Origin of the sequence: Clostridium sp. (assembly GCF_047777555.1) — a bacterium.
Lineage (GTDB): Bacteria > Bacillota > Clostridia > Clostridiales > Clostridiaceae > Clostridium_H.
Genome location: NZ_JBKEEV010000010.1, coordinates 1 through 18,752, shown reverse-complemented (window position 1 = coordinate 18,752; position 18,752 = coordinate 1). Strand labels below are relative to the sequence as shown.

The 18,752-nt window shown below is 28.8% G+C and carries 18 protein-coding genes, 1 pseudogene and 1 other annotated feature; of the genes and pseudogenes, 13 read left to right on the top strand and 6 right to left on the bottom strand.

Translation table 11 applies throughout. The features are described from left to right. Position 1 precedes the first annotated feature (1 nt). The 9 genes from rpmI (at position 2) to ACFWTK_RS11950 (ending at position 9,982) form a co-directional block, all read left to right on the top strand. Entirely contained in the window at positions 2-199 is a 198-nt protein-coding gene (gene rpmI, locus ACFWTK_RS11990; protein ID WP_061857079.1) for a 50S ribosomal protein L35, read from the top strand. 30 nt (positions 200-229) lie between these two features. Continuing rightward, complete coding sequence (rplT, locus tag ACFWTK_RS11985; protein ID WP_415876208.1) at positions 230-589, top strand: 50S ribosomal protein L20; 360 nt, start codon at positions 230-232, stop codon at positions 587-589. Between the two features lie 87 nt (positions 590-676). Next, the gene (locus ACFWTK_RS11980) at positions 677-2,020 is read left to right on the top strand and encodes a TrkH family potassium uptake protein (protein WP_415876207.1); all 1,344 of its coding nucleotides are present in this window, start codon (positions 677-679) and stop codon (positions 2,018-2,020) included. A gap of 11 nt (positions 2,021-2,031) precedes the next feature. Beyond that, positions 2,032-2,694 carry a potassium channel family protein gene (locus ACFWTK_RS11975; RefSeq protein ID WP_415876206.1) on the top strand — a complete coding sequence of 221 codons (663 nt, stop codon included), beginning with the start codon at positions 2,032-2,034 and terminating at the stop codon, positions 2,692-2,694. A gap of 11 nt (positions 2,695-2,705) precedes the next feature. Then, the gene (locus ACFWTK_RS11970; protein WP_415876205.1) at positions 2,706-3,500 is read left to right on the top strand and encodes a TrmH family RNA methyltransferase; all 795 of its coding nucleotides are present in this window, start codon (positions 2,706-2,708) and stop codon (positions 3,498-3,500) included. Between the two features lie 65 nt (positions 3,501-3,565). Continuing rightward, positions 3,566-3,788 (top strand) — a binding site (T-box leader). 51 nt (positions 3,789-3,839) lie between these two features. Continuing rightward, positions 3,840-4,859 carry a phenylalanine--tRNA ligase subunit alpha gene (gene pheS / locus ACFWTK_RS11965; RefSeq protein WP_415876204.1) on the top strand — a complete coding sequence of 340 codons (1,020 nt, stop codon included), beginning with the start codon at positions 3,840-3,842 and terminating at the stop codon, positions 4,857-4,859. A gap of 27 nt (positions 4,860-4,886) precedes the next feature. Beyond that, on the top strand, positions 4,887-7,265 hold the full coding sequence (gene pheT, locus ACFWTK_RS11960) for a phenylalanine--tRNA ligase subunit beta (protein ID WP_415876203.1): 2,379 nt from the start codon (positions 4,887-4,889) through the stop codon (positions 7,263-7,265). 101 nt (positions 7,266-7,366) lie between these two features. Then, complete coding sequence (gene zapA / locus ACFWTK_RS11955) at positions 7,367-7,960, top strand: cell division protein ZapA (protein WP_415876202.1); 594 nt, start codon at positions 7,367-7,369, stop codon at positions 7,958-7,960. A 237-nt stretch (positions 7,961-8,197) separates the two neighbouring features. After that, positions 8,198-9,982: a glycosyltransferase gene (locus tag ACFWTK_RS11950; protein ID WP_415876201.1), complete on the top strand. Its 1,785-nt coding sequence runs from the start codon at positions 8,198-8,200 to the stop codon at positions 9,980-9,982. A gap of 104 nt (positions 9,983-10,086) precedes the next feature. Here the strand turns inward: ACFWTK_RS11950 and ACFWTK_RS11945 are convergent, their stop codons facing one another. From ACFWTK_RS11945 to ACFWTK_RS11935, 3 genes are all read right to left on the bottom strand, one after another. Next, the gene (locus ACFWTK_RS11945) at positions 10,087-10,878 is read right to left on the bottom strand and encodes a DNRLRE domain-containing protein (RefSeq protein WP_415876200.1); all 792 of its coding nucleotides are present in this window, start codon (positions 10,876-10,878) and stop codon (positions 10,087-10,089) included. 71 nt (positions 10,879-10,949) lie between these two features. Further along, positions 10,950-11,243: a hypothetical protein gene (locus tag ACFWTK_RS11940; RefSeq protein WP_061857071.1), complete on the bottom strand. Its 294-nt coding sequence runs from the start codon at positions 11,241-11,243 to the stop codon at positions 10,950-10,952. A gap of 192 nt (positions 11,244-11,435) precedes the next feature. After that, positions 11,436-12,272, bottom strand: coding sequence for a hypothetical protein (locus ACFWTK_RS11935; RefSeq protein ID WP_415876199.1), 837 nt, complete (start codon positions 12,270-12,272; stop codon positions 11,436-11,438). 165 nt (positions 12,273-12,437) lie between these two features. Here ACFWTK_RS11935 and ACFWTK_RS11930 point away from each other — a divergent pair, with 165 nt between their 5' ends. Together ACFWTK_RS11930 and ACFWTK_RS11925 are read left to right on the top strand one after the other, a co-directional pair. Further along, positions 12,438-13,658, top strand: a complete 1,221-nt coding sequence (locus ACFWTK_RS11930; RefSeq protein ID WP_415876198.1) for a hypothetical protein — start codon at positions 12,438-12,440, stop codon at positions 13,656-13,658. 78 nt (positions 13,659-13,736) lie between these two features. Then, the gene (locus ACFWTK_RS11925; RefSeq protein ID WP_415876197.1) at positions 13,737-15,350 is read left to right on the top strand and encodes a hypothetical protein; all 1,614 of its coding nucleotides are present in this window, start codon (positions 13,737-13,739) and stop codon (positions 15,348-15,350) included. A 147-nt stretch (positions 15,351-15,497) separates the two neighbouring features. Here ACFWTK_RS11925 and ACFWTK_RS11920 read toward each other — a convergent pair whose 3' ends face one another. The 3 genes from ACFWTK_RS11920 to ACFWTK_RS11910 all read right to left on the bottom strand — a co-directional run bounded on the left by ACFWTK_RS11920 (position 15,498) and on the right by ACFWTK_RS11910 (position 17,558). Then, complete coding sequence (locus ACFWTK_RS11920) at positions 15,498-16,640, bottom strand: aminotransferase class V-fold PLP-dependent enzyme (protein ID WP_415876245.1); 1,143 nt, start codon at positions 16,638-16,640, stop codon at positions 15,498-15,500. 20 nt (positions 16,641-16,660) lie between these two features. Further along, positions 16,661-16,930: a DUF3343 domain-containing protein gene (locus ACFWTK_RS11915; protein WP_415876196.1), complete on the bottom strand. Its 270-nt coding sequence runs from the start codon at positions 16,928-16,930 to the stop codon at positions 16,661-16,663. 175 nt (positions 16,931-17,105) lie between these two features. Then, positions 17,106-17,558: a hypothetical protein gene (locus ACFWTK_RS11910; protein ID WP_415876195.1), complete on the bottom strand. Its 453-nt coding sequence runs from the start codon at positions 17,556-17,558 to the stop codon at positions 17,106-17,108. Positions 17,559-17,709: 151 nt separating this feature from the next. Between ACFWTK_RS11910 and ACFWTK_RS11905 the strand changes: the two genes are divergently transcribed. Then, a complete protein-coding gene (locus ACFWTK_RS11905; RefSeq protein WP_415876194.1) occupies positions 17,710-18,336 on the top strand; it encodes a hypothetical protein in 627 nt (208 codons plus the stop codon). A 192-nt stretch (positions 18,337-18,528) separates the two neighbouring features. Further along, a pseudogene (locus ACFWTK_RS11900) lies at positions 18,529-18,752 on the top strand (glycosyltransferase family 4 protein); the annotation flags it as partial.

Here is an 18,752-nt window from a genome sequence, read left to right as displayed (position 1 = left end):
TATGCCAAAAATGAAAAGTCATAGAGGTGCAGCAAAGAGATTTAAGAAAACAGGAAGTGGAAAGCTTAAGAGAGCTAAAGCTTTTAAGAGCCACATATTAACTAAGAAATCTTCTAAAACAAAGAGAAATCTTAGAAAAGGTGCTCTTGTATCTGAGGCACAAGAAAAAGTAATGAAAAAATTACTACCATATCTATAATGGTAATGGTAACAAGAGGAGGTTTATTTAATGGCTAGAGTAAAAAGAGCTATGCATGCTCGTAAAAAACATAAAAAAGTATTAAAGCTTGCAAAAGGATATTATGGAAGAAGAAGTAAGACATTTAAAGTTGCTAACGAAACTGTAATGAGAGCAATGGCATTTGCATACGTTGGCAGAAAGTTAAAGAAAAGAGATTTTAGAAGACTTTGGATAGCTAGAATAAATGCAGCTACAAGAATGAATGGTCTTTCTTACTCAAGATTCATGAATGGAATTAAACTTGCTGGAATAAACATGAATAGAAAAATGCTTTCAGAGATTGCTATAAATGATCCAAAGGCGTTTGCTGATCTAGTTGAAGTTGCGAAAAAACAATTAAACGCTTAAAATAAAATGTAGCCTTAGAGCTGCATTTTATTTTATTATATAGGAAAAACTAATTTAGATATTAAATTTTCAACCAACAATATAGAGGTGTTGAATTTGAAAAAGAATTATGAAGGAAGATTGACTCCTGTTCAGATATTAGTCTTGGGTTTTTTTTCTGCTATTTTATTAGGAAGTTTTTTGCTTATGCTTCCAATATCGTCTAAGTCCAGAACTATAACTCCTTTTATTGATGCTTTATTTACAGCAACTTCAGCAGTATGTGTTACTGGTTTAGTAACTTTAAATACAGCTGAGCATTGGAGCTATTTTGGAAGTACAGTTATTATGCTTTTAATACAAGTTGGAGGGCTAGGATTTATGTCTTTTGCAACTTTGTTTGCCCTATTATTAGGAAAAAAAATTACCTTAAAGGAAAGGCTTATAATGCAGGAAGCAATGAACTCATTCTCGCTTCAAGGACTTGTAAAATTATCAAAATATATCTTGATATTTACCTTTTCTGTTGAAGGAGTAGGTGCATTATTTTTAGCTACAAAGTTTATTCCGGAATATGGATTATGGAAGGGTATGTATTTTAGTATATTTCATTCAATTTCTGCTTTTTGCAATGCTGGATTTGATCTTATAGGAAATAGCTTAGTTCCTTATGCAAATAATACGGTAATAATACTTACTATATCAGCTTTAATAATTATAGGTGGGTTAGGTTTTGCGGTATGGGCTGAGATATATAATTATAAGGGAGTGAAAAAGCTTTCAGTTCATTCTAAACTTGTAATAACTATGACTTTAATTTTACTAATAGGCGGATGGTTTTTTATGTTTATCCTAGAAGCTAGCAATCCAGAAACTCTGCGGTCTATGTCAGTAAAAGGGAAGTTATTAAACTCTTTATTTGCTTCTGTCTCTCCAAGAACAGCAGGATTTAATTCTATATCCACTTCAGGCATGACACTAGGAGGAATAACTTTGACTATGATATTAATGTTTATAGGGGGATCTCCAGGGGGAACTGCAGGAGGGATAAAGACTACTACTACAGGAATTCTTTTAATGACCGTAATATGTATCATAAAGAACAAAGAAGATACAACAGTATTTGGTAGGAGGATAACTAAAGGATTAGTGTATAAAGCTTTTGCTATATCAACTATAGCTATGGGAGTTGTTATAATTGACACAATATTACTATCTATTACAGAAAATGGGGCATCTTTAGAATATATTTTGTATGAAGTAGTATCAGCTTTTGGTACAGTAGGACTTACTTTAGGACTTACTTCTAAGCTTACGGCAATGGGAAAGATAATCATAGCTTTAACTATGTACATAGGAAGAGTTGGTCCACTTACTTTATTTTTAGCTTTATCAAGCAAAAAAAAGGGGAACTCTATAAAATATCCAGAAGGCAAAATATTAGTGGGGTAGGAGTGATTTAGTTGAAGAGAAAGCAGTTTGTAGTTATTGGGCTTGGAAGGTTTGGAAGTTCCATAGCAAAAACTCTATATTCTTTAGGTAATGATGTATTAGCCATTGATTCAAATGAAGAAACTGTTCAAGATATAGCAGATAGTGTAACTCATGCAGTACAGGTAGATGCTACAGATGAGAACAGCCTTAGAACTCTTGGAATAAGCAATTTTGATGTGGCAGTAATAAGCATAGGCTCAGATGTTCAGGCCAGCATCATGGCAGCCCTATTGGCAAAGGAGCATGGAGTTAAAACCATTATTGCAAAGGCCAATAGTGAACTACATGGAAGAGTTTTAAAAAAGATAGGAGTAGATAGAGTCATATTTCCAGAGAGAGATATGGGAGTTAGAGTTGCTCATAACTTGGTTTCTTCAAGTATTTTAGATTATATCGAACTGTCACCAGATTATAGTATAGCTGAAATTGCGAGCCCTAAAGAATGGTATGGAAAAACTCTAAAGGAACTAAATATGAGATCTAAATATGGCATAAATGTTATGGCTCTAAAAAGAAATAATGAAGTTAACGTTTCTCCTTCAGCAGAAGATACCATTGGAAAAGGAGATATCATTGTAGCAATAGGTGAAATAGATGAATTAAATAAACTAGAAAGTAAAATAGAGCGTTAGAGGGTGGCTTTGTGAATACTATTGAAAGTAAAGATAATTCTCTAATCAAGGAAATAAAGAGATTAAGTAAAAAAAAATATAGAGTAGAAAATCGACAATTTATTATAGAAGGTTTTAGATTTGTAGAAGAAGCTCTAAAGTCTTCTTTTGAAGTGCCATATATTTTTATAAGTGAAAATGCACTAGATAAATATAGAGACTTTGGCATTGAGAAGTTAATACAGAATAATACTAAAATAAACTGTATAAAGGCATCATTATTAAAAGAACTGTGCAATACAGAAAATCCTCAGGGAATTTTAGCTGTTGTTAATAATAAAAAAGTTAATATAACCAATAAGGAAGGATTTTATGTATTAGTTGATAAAGTTCAGGATCCGGGCAACATGGGAACTATCATTAGAAGTGCTCATGCAAGTGGGGCTTTAGGAGTGATAGTTACTAAAGGAACTGTTGATGTATACAATGATAAAACTTTAAGGTCTACAATGGGATCAATATTCAACATTCCTATTATTGAAGATGATAGTTTTAAAATTATAAAAGATTTAAAGAATAATGGTTTTAAAATTATAGTAAGTTCATTGGACACAGAAAATAACTTTTATGATGTGGATTTGACTGGTAAGGTTGTAATATGTGTAGGCAATGAAGGAAGTGGAATAAGTAAGGAATTATACGAATTAAATGATGAGAAAGTGAAAATTCCTATGCCTGGAGGAGCGGAGTCTTTAAATGCAGCTGTAGCAGCTAGTATTATGATGTATGAGGCGGTAAGACAAAAAGAAAAACAAAAAAGTATTTGAAATTTTGATTTATTGTGGTTATAATATTATTTAGTTTATATATAATATAATTTAAAATAATAGAATAATAAACTATGATGGAGAGAGTAGATAGATTAATTCTTGCAGAGAGAAAAGGTCATTGGCTGGAAACCTTTTTAAGAAGAAGTATATCGAAGTTCGCTCTGGAGTTCTAATTGTGAAAATTAAAAGTAGCAGTTAGCGGTAAATCCGATAACTTTTTAATAAGAGAGCTGTAAGTTTTTGCAGCTAATAAGGGTGGTAACGCGGAATAACTTCGTCCCTAAGTTTTAGGGGTGGAGTTTTTTTATTTATATAAGTTATGAAAGGAGAAGAAAAATGAGAGAAAAATTAGAGCAAATCAAGAAAATTGCTTTGGATGAGCTTAATAAAATTTCAAGCAAAGCAGAACTTGAAAATATTAGAGTTAAGTATTTGGGAAAGAAAGGTGAACTTACTCAAATTTTAAGAGGAATGGGGAAATTGTCTCCAGAAGAGAGACCTATAGTTGGAAAACTTGCTAATGAGGTAAGAGAGAATATAGAAAGTTTAATTGAGGCTGCATCAAATAACATTAAGAATAAAGAGAAAGAGGCAAGATTAAAAAGTGAAGTAATAGATATATCTATGCCAGGAAGAAAGCAAATTATAGGAAAGAAAAATCCTCTTCAACTTACTTTAGAAAGCATAGTTGACATATTTGTTTCTATGGGCTTTTCTGTAGAAGAGGGACCAGAAGTAGAAAAGGATTATTATAATTTTGAAGCTTTAAATATTCCTAAAAATCACCCTGCAAGAGGGGAACAAGATACTTTTTACATAAATGAAAATGTGCTTTTAAGAACTCAAACTTCACCAGTACAAGTAAGAACTATGGAAAATCAAAAACCACCAATAAAGATGATATCTCCAGGAAAGGTTTATCGTTCAGACGCAGTGGATGCTACTCACTCACCAATATTTTACCAAGTAGAAGGGCTAGTAGTAGATAAAGGAATAACATTTGCGGACTTAAAAGGAACCCTTGAACTATTTATTAAAAAGATGTTTGGAGAAAAAATGCAAATTAAATTTAGACCTCATCATTTCCCATTTACAGAACCTTCTGCTGAAATGGATGCAACTTGCTTTGTATGTGGAGGAAAGGGATGTAATGTTTGTAAAAATAGTGGGTGGATTGAAATTTTAGGCTGCGGAATGGTTCATCCTGATGTTTTAAGAAATTGCGGAATAGACCCAGAGGTATACAGCGGATTTGCCTTTGGATTTGGACTAGATAGAATGGTTATGCAAAAATATGAATTAGATGATATAAGATTACTATATGAAAGCGATATGAGATTTTTAAATCAATTTTAATTATAAGTGATATAGGAGGTAATTTTAATGAAAGTACCAGTAAATTGGCTAAAAGATTATGTTGATATAGATATAACTCCTAAAGAATTAGGTGATGCTTTAACTCTTTCAGGTTCAAAAGTGGAAGAGATTATAGTAACTGGAGATATTGTTGATAAGGTAGTTACAGGGAAAATACTAAAGATTGAACCAAATCCAGAAGCTGAGAGATTATCTATATGTCAAGTAGATATAGGGGAAGAGGAGCCTATTCAAATAGTTACAGCAGCAACAAATATGAAAGAAGGAGATATAGTTCCAACTGCACTGCATGGTTCAACTTTAGCTGATGGAACAAAGATTAAAAAGAGTAAGTTAAGAGGAGCAGTATCAAATGGTATGTTCTGCTCGGAAGAAGAACTTGGTATTGCTGGAGATAAACCAGTGTATGGTCTTATGATTCTCCCAGAGGATACACCAATTGGAAAAGATATAAAGAAGGTCATAGACTTAGAAAAAGCTACTATAGACTTTGAAATAACTTCAAATAGACCAGATTGTTTAAGCATAGTTGGTATAGCAAGAGAAACAGCAGCAACTTTAGGAAAAAAATATAGAATGCCAAATCTTGAGTATAGTTCAAAATGCAAAGATAATATAGAAGATGATATAAAAGTAGAGATAAAAGATAAACTATGCAGAAGATATATGGCAAAAGGTGTTAAAAACATAAAAATTGCTCCTTCACCTCAATGGATGCAGGAAAGACTTATGGAAGCTGGAGTTAGACCAATAAATAATATAGTTGATATAACAAACTTTGTAATGATAGAGCTTGGTCAACCAATGCATGCTTTTGATAGAAGAGAAATATCTTCTAATACAATAGTAGTTGAGAGAGCTAAAGAAGGCGAAAAGTTTACAACTCTAGATGGTGTGGAAAGAATTTTAAACTCACAAGTGTTAAATATTAAAGATGGTGATAGAACCATTGGTCTTGCTGGTATTATGGGAGGATTAAATTCAGAAGTTAAAGATGATACTACAGCAATAGTTTTTGAAGGAGCTAATTTTGATGGAACAAACATCAGAGTATCTTCTCAAAATCTAGGATTAAGAACAGATGCTTCAAGCAAGTTTGAAAAAGATTTAGACCCTAACCTTGTGGAAATTGCTATGAATAGAGCTTGTCATTTAGTTGAAGAGCTAGGTGCTGGGGAAGTTATGGAAGGTGTTATTGACATATATCCAGAGAAGGTAGAACCTCATATATTAAAGGTAGATTCAAATTGGATTAATAAGTTCTTAGGAACAGATATGACAAAGGAAGATATGAAAGAATATTTAAATAGATTAGAATTAAAGACTGATATTGAAGGAGACATATTAGTTATAAATGTTCCTACTTTTAGAAGCGATATAAACATAAGAGAAGATGTAGCTGAAGAAATTGCAAGAATTTATGGATATAATAATATTTTATCTACTATTCCAAGCGTAGAAACCCTAAGAGGTGGAAAAAGTACAAAGCAAGTTCTAGATGATAAAGTCTTAGAAACTTTAATATCCAGCGGACTTAATCAAGCTATAACATATTCATTCGTAAGTCCTAAGGTTTTTGATAAAGTTTTAATACCAAAAGACAGTACTTTAAGAAAGGCTGTAGCTATAAGAAATCCTCTTGGAGAAGATTACAGCATAATGAGAACTATATCAATACCTTCAATGATGGAAGCTTTAGCTAGAAATTATTCAAGAAATAATGAAATAGCTAGATTATTTGAAATAGGAAAAGTATATATACCAACAGAAGACCAAAATGAACTTCCTGAAGAGAGAAATATAGTTACTATAGGAATGTATGGAAATGCAGACTACTTAGATTTAAAAGGAGTAGTTGAAAACATAATAGATGTTTTAGGAGTAAAGAAGATTAAATTCCAAAGAGAAAATGAGAATCCAAGTTTTCATCCAGGAAAGACAGCTGCTCTTTATATAAAGAAACAGTATGTAGGAGTAGTTGGGGAAGTACACCCAGATGTAGCCGAAAACTATGGTATTGATGAAAGATGCTATATAGCAGAGCTTAACCTTGATGTATTATACAAAAATGCTGTTATGGATAAGAGCTATACACCTCTTCCAAAATTCCCTGCTGTAACAAGAGACATAGCTGTATTAGTAGATGATAGTATACTTGTTCAAGAAATAGAGGACATTATTAAAAACCAAGGTGGAAAGATTTTAGAAAGCGTAAAATTATTTGATGTGTACAAAGGAAAACAAGTCCCAGAAGGAAAGAAGAGCGTAGCCTACGCCCTAGCGTATAGGGGAGAAAATAGAACTTTAACTGATAATGATGTATCTAAAGTTCATGATAAGATAATAAGAGCACTTGAACAAAAATTAGGAGCAGAACTTAGATAAGTAGGCATCGCTAGAATTTAGGTAAATTCATATTTCATATATTAAAAAAATGTGTTAAAATGTATGTAATGATTAAGGAATTTATCTAAGAGGGTGTTCAAATGAATGTAGTAACTGTTAAGATAAATGGTTCAGAATATAATCTTAAGGGTGAAGAAAGAGAAGAATACTTACATAAAGTAGCAGGATATGTAGATAAAAAAATAGCGGAAATATTAAAGAAAAACAGCAGACTCAGCATATCAGATGCTTCTGTTTTAGCAGCTATAAATATAGTAGATGAAAAGTTTAAAAGCGATGAATGCTGTGAAACTTTTCAAAAGGAAGTTGATGAAGCTAAAAAGGCAGAAAAAACTCTCCAAACCCAAATAGATGATTTAAAAAAGCATATAAAAAATCTAGAGGAATATAATGCTGAATTACAAGATAAGTTAGAGAGCAGTAAGAGCGGGGAATATATAAAGCAGGTTGAGGAAGAAAATTCAGCTTTAAGAGATGAACTTGAAATTTTAAGAGAAACTATAAAAAAGCACTTAAAAGAAAAAAGTGATTTAAAATCAGAAAATAAGGAGTTAAAATTCCAAGTTCAGTCCTCTAAGTATAAGATAATGGATCTTCAAAACAGATTAATCGAAAATCAGATTGACTTAGCAAAGATTAGAAAAAAGGAAAATCCATTGTTGAACATAAAGTAGACGTCATGTTAATACATGATGTCTACTTTTTTTCTATTATTAATATATTTATTTAATGAGTGCATATAAAGAGGACATTAAAGATACATATCACATTTTATTTTATTCTACATAGTATATATAGTAAAAGTTTTGCTGCCATATAGCGACTATATTTAACTAAGTATTGATTTGATTAAGCATAAGTTAATACTTGAGTACAGAATAGTTAGGTTTATTAAATTGGGGGACAAGGCTATGAAGAATGAAGTAAGTTTATGCATGATTGTAAAAAATGAAGAACAATATCTTTCAAGATGCCTCAATAGTGTCAAAGATATTGCTGATGAAATAATTATTGTTGATACTGGCTCAACAGATAAAACTGTAGAAATTGCTGAAAGCTTTAATTCTAAGGTTTACCATTTTCCATGGAATGATAATTTTAGCCAAGCTAGAAATGAGTCATTAAAGCATGCAACTAGAGATTGGATATTAATTTTAGATGCAGACGATGAATTATATCCTGAAGATAGAGAAAATCTTAAAGAATTGCTAAATAGAGAATTAGATGAAAATGCAATCTATTTTTTCGAGACAGTAAATTATTATGGTAGTACTATTGATGAAAATTCTGTAACCATAAATTTAAATCCGAGACTTTTTAAGAATAATAAGGGAACTCATTACGAAGGAAAAATTCATAATCAGTTAATTCATTCAAATAATATACACAATGTAATTTATAAATATGTTAAAATTCACCATTATGGATATATGGAGAATAATATAAATTATAAAAATAAAAGAAACAGAAATATGAGTATCCTAAAGAAGCAAATTGAAAGCAATCCAGAAGATGCCTTTGCTCATTTTAATCTTGGCACCGAATATGCAATATTAAATGATGAAAAAAAGGCTTTAGAGCATTACTACAAGTCATATGAAAAATTTGACCCAGGTAATGGATATAGCTTTTTGCTTATCTTAAGAATAGCAATTTTAAATTATAGGATAAAAAAATATGATACAGCACTTAAATTCATAGATATTGGTATTAATAACTTTCCTAAATTTACTGATTTATATTTTTTAAAGTCTCTTATATTCAGAGATATAGATATGCCTATACTTCAGATAAAAGCATTAGAAAAATGTATTGAATTAGGAGAAGCACCTTCTGAACTAAAGTGTTTTTATGGTGTAGGTACTTTTAAAGCATATTATGAATTAGGCAACATATACATGAAGCTTAAAGATTATGATACTGCATACAATTATTATATTGAAGCAATTAAGTTAAAATCCGATTTTATACAACCAGTATACTTCATTGCACATATATTAAGAATTAAAAATACACCTATAAATGATTTTAAAAAAATTATAGAAGAACTTTTAATAGATTCACCTAAATCAAATTTTATTATTGCAACTCTATTTTATAATGAAGGTTATTATAAAATATCTTTAGAATATATAGATAAATGCGAAGAAACAGGAGAAATTGCAACAGAGCTTTTACGACTTAAAGCTAAATGCTTTGTAATGATTGGTGCATTTAATGATTGTATTAATATAAAGTGTATAGATAAAGAAAGTTCATCTTATGTATATATTGCAATGTATAAAATTATAAGTAGTATATTGATTAATGATTATGACAATGCACTATCATTACTAAGTGATTTTAAAGAAAATAATTTATCAGATTATAATAAAAAATTAGTTAAAGTATATAAACAACTTATAAATTTATTTATAAAAAGACCTACTGAAATAATATCTGAAAAAGAAAATGAAGATGATTATCTTCAAATAATCTTAGAAATTTGCGAAATATTACTAGTAAATGATAAATTTGATGAGTTTGGAATAGCAGTAAATTTGTTGAATTTAATAGATAACAAATTTGTCTTACTTGATCTTGGAAAATTATACTATAAGCAAGGATATATTAATTTTGCTAAAAAAGAAATAATAAGATCAATAAAGGAATTTGAAGTATACGATTCAGAAGGATTAGAGATACTAAAGTATTAATAGAATTTTTTCCAATAGTATGTGCTAATACTTAAAAAGAGTATTAGCACATACTAACTACTATTTTTTTGTTCCCATATAAAATAATTGTATATCATAATATTTTATTCCTTATAAGAACCATAAAGACTGACATTTTCTATATCTCCTGGATTTTCCTTTGGAATAATAGCTATATTATAAGTTCTATCAATATCAAGTGGATCTACACTTTGTGAATTATCGTATACATCTGCAACGTAATAGTTATCTGTATGACCAGTAGTGTTTCTTTTAACTCCAACATTTACAATAGCAGCGTATTTTGATTCTGGAGCTACTTTTCCTACAACTTTAATTCGTTTCATACTCCCTTCTATAGAAGTATTATTAGAATAATTGTTACAATTTATAGGATTAACAAGTATTTTAATAAAAGGAATAAGATAGTTATCCTTGCATATGGAAGAGCCGAATTCTGCAAGAGTATTAGTGTTTTTACCTAATAGAGCTATGCCGGTTATATTTAACTGATTTTTTATCCATAATGAAACAAAAGAAGTCAAATTTATTGTTACGGCTACCTTTGAAGTTATTGGATGAAAAACTTTTTTTATAATTGTATTTACTTTAGGACGATTATTAAAAGTTGTATAAGTGCTAAAGTAATCACTTATAGGATATATGCAGAATTCTTCCATGAGGTTATTATAAAAATTGTTAACTTTAAATAATACAAGTTCTGCGTCCAAAATGGAAACATTAATGGGTATAGTGGAAATATCAAAAAATAAATAACTAATATAGTCATATTTTCCATCGCTGCCCACAGTTATAATATCATTATTTATATTTCCATTTGGAATCTTATTTGTTACTGTGAGACTTTTAGTAGAAGGAATTAATATGATTGACAAATTTCCACCTCTTTCTAAAGCATTAACTTAAAGCATGGAGCCATAAATGGCTCCATATAAAATAATTAGAATTATTCATTAGGAGTATATGACCAAGCAGCTACAGCAGTAACGGTATCTGCCCCTGAAAGTTTTGGTACAATTGACAAAGTATAAGAGTCATTAACCTCTAAAGGTGTACTGCTACCTGTATTATCAAATTCTACTACTCTATAAAATGAACGATCTCTATCTGAATCATCAGGATTAGTAACATTAAGTCTAATTGTTAAATAACCATAGCTATAAGCGTCAACAAGTCCAGTAACTTCAACTTCACGTTGGGTACTAGATTTAGGTGCATCAAAATTAAGTGTTGTAGCCATTAAAAATTCATCTCCTTGAATTCTTAGGATATTATTGATCCTAATATAGTATATGAACCTATGTATATGTGGTGACAATACTTGTCCAAAATATAAAGTTAACTTTTATAAAATGAACATAAAAAAATACTACGCCTTAAGCATAGTATTTTTTTAAGGTTCAACATATTTTTTATATGCTGGAATCTAAAGCTATAAAACACCACTTGGTGGATTAAAATCATCAAATGGGAATGGTAAACTAGAAAAATATTCACAAGGATCACTAGCTTGGAATGGCTCGCAAACCGGTATATCACAATCTCCGGTAGAAGATACAAGCATATTGACCAATCTAAACAATTTAATTATGGTAAATAATCCTATTGTAACATCAGCATGATATTCTGTAATTCCACTAACAACATAAGTTCCTATACTTATTGTTAATGGATTTGCAATACCTTGAACAGATACATAAGGGATATTTCCTTCATTAACAGATACAGTATTTGAAATCAAGGTGTTTAAAGTAGCTATGGTTGATGCAGAAGCTTCTCCACCAAATAAGGAAACTGTTTTTGTATAAGTTGTATAAGCAGCAATATCAGTTATTGTATCAGTTCCTTGTGTTACTGATATTATATTCCCAGTATCGTCTAGTAAATTAATATCATATGAAAATCTATAATTAATACTAACATCATAGAAGCCAGCTTGTGAAAATATACTAGGCTGAATACTTTGTACTCTAATATCAGAAAGTTTAAATGTATTAGGAACTAGCTGAACTCCGGCAACACTTGAATCAAAGCTGATTATACTATTTGGCGAAATAGTTCCATTTAAACCTCCACCTGAAATCGCTGTTGTTTCTCCTAATCTAGAAGAGTCAATTTGGATCATCTCAGGAGTAGGAGTAGTATTTGCATCAACAGGTCTTAAACAATCTTGTTGTCTACATTTTCCGTAAACTTTTTCTGCGATAATGCATTCATCAGTTACAACTTGTTGTACTTCATTGTTGTTTACTTCAAAATTGTCTTGCATAAAGACATCCTCCTTTTTTAGTTTACTAGTTATCTAGTAATATAATATGAGATGTGATTTAAAGTGTGATAAATTTTATATTCAATAAAATTAAGAAATTTTACATATTAACTAGAATTATTTTAGTATTTATATAATATATAAAAATTGTATTCAGGTGATTTTATGATTAAAGATTTAAATATAATAATTTATAAAGATAAATCTTATAAGTTGTTTACCAATAATAGAACATTATTTATTAGTGAAAACAACAATATTATTCAAATTCATAATGGAGTCTTATATTATACAATGGAATATTATGAAGATTCTTTATGGATCTGCTATTATGATGAAAAATATTCTGTTTTCATTAGCAAGATAGAATTGAAAATGGGAATAAGAAATAAAATTGAAACAAATTTATTATTTCTATGCAATAAAAATCTAAAAAGTTTAGATTCTTTGAATATGATTATAAAAGATAGTCATATTGATATAATTTTTAGAGGATGTGATAGGCACAGCGGCAAAATATATATTTTTAAAAGTAAAATAAACATGTGTAATAGTCCAAGTATAATAGATATCAGTGATTATAATAGTTCTTTTAAGATTTGTAAAACAGATAATGAAGTTCTCATACTCATATGTAAAAACTTTGAAGAAGGAGAATATGTTTTATATGATCTACTTACTGATAAGCATATTAATGATTTTTGTTTGCCAAACATAAGCAATATTTCTTTTATAAATTATAATAAAAAACCATTAATATTTTATAATGAATTGATTAAAAGAGATTTATCTATAAACTATAGAAATATTATCATTAACAATGGTAATGGATACTTGGATCATGGACATAAATTACCGCTGCCTAAAAATATTATAAAACCACAAATATCGATATATATGGGAAATGTATATGTAATTTGGAATAACAGTAATAATGTAAATATTGCTTTATCAAATGATTTGAATACATGGAAATTTAGATGCTTAAGTAAAAAAAATACACAAAATTTAATTAAAACAAATATTATGAAAATAGTTGATAATAGGTGTGAAAATATTAAAACCTACATAAATGTTTCTCAGTTGTATAAATTATTTAAACTTTGTAGCACTGATGAAAAAAATAAAATATTTCAAGAAAATATAGATAATCATAGAAATATTGCCAATAAAAATGATGTGGTAAATGAGGATAGTTACCATAAATTAAAAATAGAGCTTTTGCAAGAAAGATATTTAGATTTAAAATTAGAAGGATTGGAAGAGATACAAAATACTGAAATATATTATGAAGATATATGCAGAGATTATTTAAATATTATAAACAACTTAATGAATATCATTGAAGATAAAGATAGAATAATATTTAAGTTACTTAATATTTAGTAGTTTTAGTATTGTATATAGTAATAAAGCATATTTTGAGAAGCATAATATATATTAGTAATATTGTGGAGGAATAATATGAATTCGTTTAAAAAAGAAAGCTTTTTCATTGAAATAAATAATGAATTATTTAAATTTTATAGAAAAGATGAAGAAGTTTTTCTAGTAAAGTATAAAGATAGGGAAATTGTTGAGGAAAAGCCTATATTAAATGATTGCTATTATTTAAATAATGTGATTCTTACCAAAGATAATAACATATCTATTATTTTTACTAATAAAAAAGGGGAGCTAATTCTTTGTACAATATTTGAAGAGAAAATATCTAATAAGATTACGTTAATGAAATCCATATTAAATACAAAATATATTGAAATAGTATCAGTCAATAACTCTTTGAATATATTTTATGTAAATTATAATAGCAATAATACAGCCGTTCTTTGTTTTAGAATACTAAACAATAGACTTATATTATCTCCACCATTAATATTAGATACAATAAATATAAAAGGAGATTTGCCATTTATAATAAGTGTAGATAATAACCAGTTATCGGTTTGTTACATCAAAAATGCATATCCAAATTTAATAGGATATAGAAAGTTTGATTGTAAAAAAAATAGTTGGAGCAATTTTAATGTTTTAGATTCATCTTATTATGGAATAGAAGATTATTGTTTTACTACATTAAAGGATACTATTGCGTATTCATTTACATTTTTTAAAAATGAAAATGGATATATAAGATTTGGATTTGGAGTTAATGATGATATAAAAAGAGATATGATTGAAGAAAGAGATCAATCAATATATGGCAGCAATATAATATTATATTCTAATGATAAGATGAATGTTGAATATATAGTAAATAATACCATGAAGTTAAAAGAAATGAATTTAGCTCAAAGGACAAGAGACATTAGTGAATTAAATCTTATGAAAGTTGTAGATATAGAAAAATATCCATTCCAATCAGATAATAAAATTTCTACAAACTTTATAATTATAGTTATATGTGATAAAAAAGTAGTTTATACAGATTCCTGTTTTTATGAGGAACACTTAAATAATAGAAATAAAGAGCATATATCAGCAAATAATTCTTTAGATGAAAAATTATTCGGAGAAGAAGGGGACATTTATAATAAAATATTAAATGAAGATATGAAATCAAATCTATTACAAGAAAAAGTCATCAAAGAGTTAGCCTCAAGACTGAAAAAGTATGAAGAAAGATTTAAAATAGTTTCTATGCGCAGCAGGCAAATTGATGATGAAAAGAATAAGCTGCGTCTGAATATTGCATCTTTACATGAAGAAATAACTAAAAGGCATAATAGAATTAATGTATTAGAGAAGGCTCTTGGAGAGAAACAGAGTTTAATAGCATCTTATGAAAATAAGATAAAAGAATTAAAGGAATCCATGAGAGATCTAGAAGCTCAAAAATCTGAATTAGAAGAAAATAAAGCTGAAGTATTAGAATTAAAAGAAATTGTAGCCAAAAGTAATACAGAAAAAATTAATTATTTAAATGAAACAAAAGAACTAAGAAATGAGATAGATAATTTGAACAACCTTTTAAAAGATAAGACAGAAGAAGTTGAGAATCTAAAAAATCAATTTGATGTTTTGAAACAAAAAAGTAATGAATCTTTTATTAAAAAATTATTTAAAATTACAGATTAGCAATTTAAGAGATAAATTGTTTTTAATGAATATACTACAAAAAAAACAAGTACTTAATATGATAAATATAAGTGCTTGTTTTTTTATAAATAATTAAAGTAAAATACATCTTAATTGATTTAAAAATGAATTGAAAAGAAAACAGTACTAATAATGCAAGCTGTAGATATTTTTTAAAGCTATAATTAAGTTTTCAATGTCTTCATGATTAGTAAAATAACCAGGGCTAATTCGTACAGTTCCTATTCTTTCTGTACCTATAATTTTGTGAATCATAGGAGCACAATGATAACCAGATCGAATATAAATATTCTTTTCGTTAAGTAATCTTCCTACTTCAGAACTGTCAAAGCCGTCCATATTAAAAGATAAAACAGGAGTTTTTTTACTAGCCTCTAGTTCGCCATAGAGCTTAATGAATGGAAGTTTTGATAATTCTTCAGTAAGATGCTCTAGTAGAGATATTTCATGATTTCTTATATTTATAAGTCCTTTTGATAAAATAAATTTAACCCCTTCACATAAACCTACTATTCCAGGAGTATTTAGTGTCCCGCTTTCCATTTTGTCAGGCATAAAATCAGGCTGAATGAGACTATCAGATATGCTTCCTGTTCCACCCTCTTTAAGAGGTGGTATATCTAAATTTTCACTAATATATAATCCACCTGTACCTTGTATTCCAAAAAGAGATTTATGTCCAGGAAAAGCAAGTAAGTCTATATTCATCTGCTTAACATCTATATCTGCATACCCTGCTGTTTGCGCAGCATCAACAATTAGTAATATACCTATGGATTTTGTAAAATTACCAATAGATTCAATATCTTGTATAGTACCTAAAACATTAGAACCTTGATTTATTACTAAAGCTTTAGTATTCTTTTTTATAGAATTTTTTATTTCAGATAAAGATACATAGCCATTAGAATCAACAGAAAGCATTGTAATTTCAACACCAATTTTTTTAAGACTTTCTAAGGGACGCAAAACTGAGTTGTGCTCAATCATTGTAGTTATAACATGATCTCCAGGATGTAACACACCTTTAATAGCAATATTTAATCCTTCAGTAGTATTTGAAGTAAAGATAATTCTCATTGGATTATCTATATTTAAAAGCTTTGCTAAATTTTCTCTGCATTCAATTATCTTAAGTTCACATTGAAGAGATAGTGCGTGAGATGCTCTGCCAGGATTTGCACAATAATTTCTTAGGCAGTCATTTACAGCATCATATACACACAAAGGCTTAGGAAATGAGGTTGCTGCATTATCTAAATACATTATATATCCTCCATTATCTATAATTAATAAGAAACTTCTACATATTCATAGCGTCTTATCTTAGGATTTATACGTTTTTCATAAATTTTTTGGACTTTAATATTTGAATTTCTAATTATATCAACTACTGTATTAAATTCTGATTTTTTAATTTCTAAAGATCTAGCACATCCTGCTGATAGTTTGCAAGGGGTTTGTATCATAGTAACTTTTATTCTAGCATCCTTTAGGATTTTATATAGAACTAAACTGCTGTTAGCAGAAGCAAAGGTTATTATATAAACTGTTTCCATAGTAACACCTCCATTTATTAAGTATCAATTTATTATATTCGTTAATAAAAATTTAAGTGATATAGGTTAACATATATAATGAATATGCCTCAAAATGATCATAAAATCATGTTGAGGCGTTGTATATTTATTATTTAGTAAATCAAGTTTTGTAAAGTTTAGAAAACTTTTTATTTCACTTAAAGTATGAAATTTTTTTCCCTATATTTTGTGAAGTTTTATTTAAAGTAATAATAGATAGTTTAGAATTTGCTATATTAAGCTGTGAAGTTAAGCTATTCACTTCATTTTTCAGTCTATTAATTTCTTTTTCATTGTTTGAGTTTATTTCTTCTAGTGCTTTAATTTTTTCTTCATAAGATATTAAGTTTTCTTTTAAAAGCTTTATGGCATTATTTAGTTTATCTTTCCCTGCTTGAAATTTATTATATTGTTCCTTTATATTTTTAAATTTCACTCCACAAGAGTAGCATTTACTCCTTTGCTCATTAAGCTTTTGCTTAAGCTTACTAATAAGTTCTTCTTTTTTTTCTAATTCTTCTTCATACATTATCATTTTTTTGTTTATAGAATCCCAATAATCATTAAAGCAAAACATGCTGTTATTATGGTTTTCATTTAAGGACATTTAATGATCCTCCTCGCAGAGTTATTATTATATAAATATGCTGAAAGGATCAATAATATATCACACTTTTTAGTGCACTTCATATCATGATAGTGAAAGGTATTACTTACTATAAAAATCTATAAATTTTTAATAGGGAGGCAATTAAAAAATGAGCGATTGGAGAGAAATAGCTGTAGATGATATAATAAACGAAATGGAAGAAGCAAGCCTAGAAGGAAAAAAGCAATTAGAAGAAAAGAAAATTAAGATAAGACCAAAATATAAACCACAGCCAGAACCAATAGTAGTTCCAGTTTGTGCTACAGTTACAGTTCCAGCAGGATTTGTTGTAGGGGCTGGAAATGCTAATGTAGCATGGGTAAACTGTCTAAGATGTGTAGAATCAGTTGAAGCAGTAGAAGTATTTTGTCCGAATTCAGATAGATCTTGTGGTACTGTAGATGCATGTGTAAGAAGAATAGTTGGATGCATACAATTTATTGTGAGCACACCTGTTAGCGGCAGTGATGCTTGTTCAGGGGTAGGAGGAACTAGTAATGTTTCTTATGTAGGCTCTGTATGCGTAGACGAATGCTTCTCATGCCAGGTTATAGAGGAAGAACCTTGTGGCTGTTTCAATAGCGTAAACGGCAGCGAATGTGGAGGAGAAATCGAAGGAGCAACCATAGAACCAAGGAATTTTGTTGCCAATGTTTCTTCATGTGGTTCAAACTTTAAAAATATAACTTTCACTGGAGAGTTTAGGCTTACTTGTGGATGTGGAGGATTATGTTAAAAATAAATTTATAAGATAAATAATAGTCTCTGCAAAAGGCAGAGACTTTAGCTTATAAAACATTAATTTATAAGTAAAAGTCTCTGTTCAAAGCAGGACTTTTATTTTGTGCAACATTTAAAATATTATGCATAGATATATATTAGTTAAGAAACAATGGTTTACAAAATAGTTTAGGGGGACAAGTTAAAAATGAAGGTACTTTTATGCATAAGGCAGGACTACTATAGAAACTACAGCGGAGATTCTACTCAGGTTCTGAATACTGCAAAATATCTAAAAAGGTTAGGAGCAGAGGTTCGCATAAATAATGGAAACATATTTGATTATTCTGGATATGATATAGTTCATTTATTCAATATAAATAAAGTATGGGATATATATAACTATTTTAGAATAGCTCAAAAATATAAAAA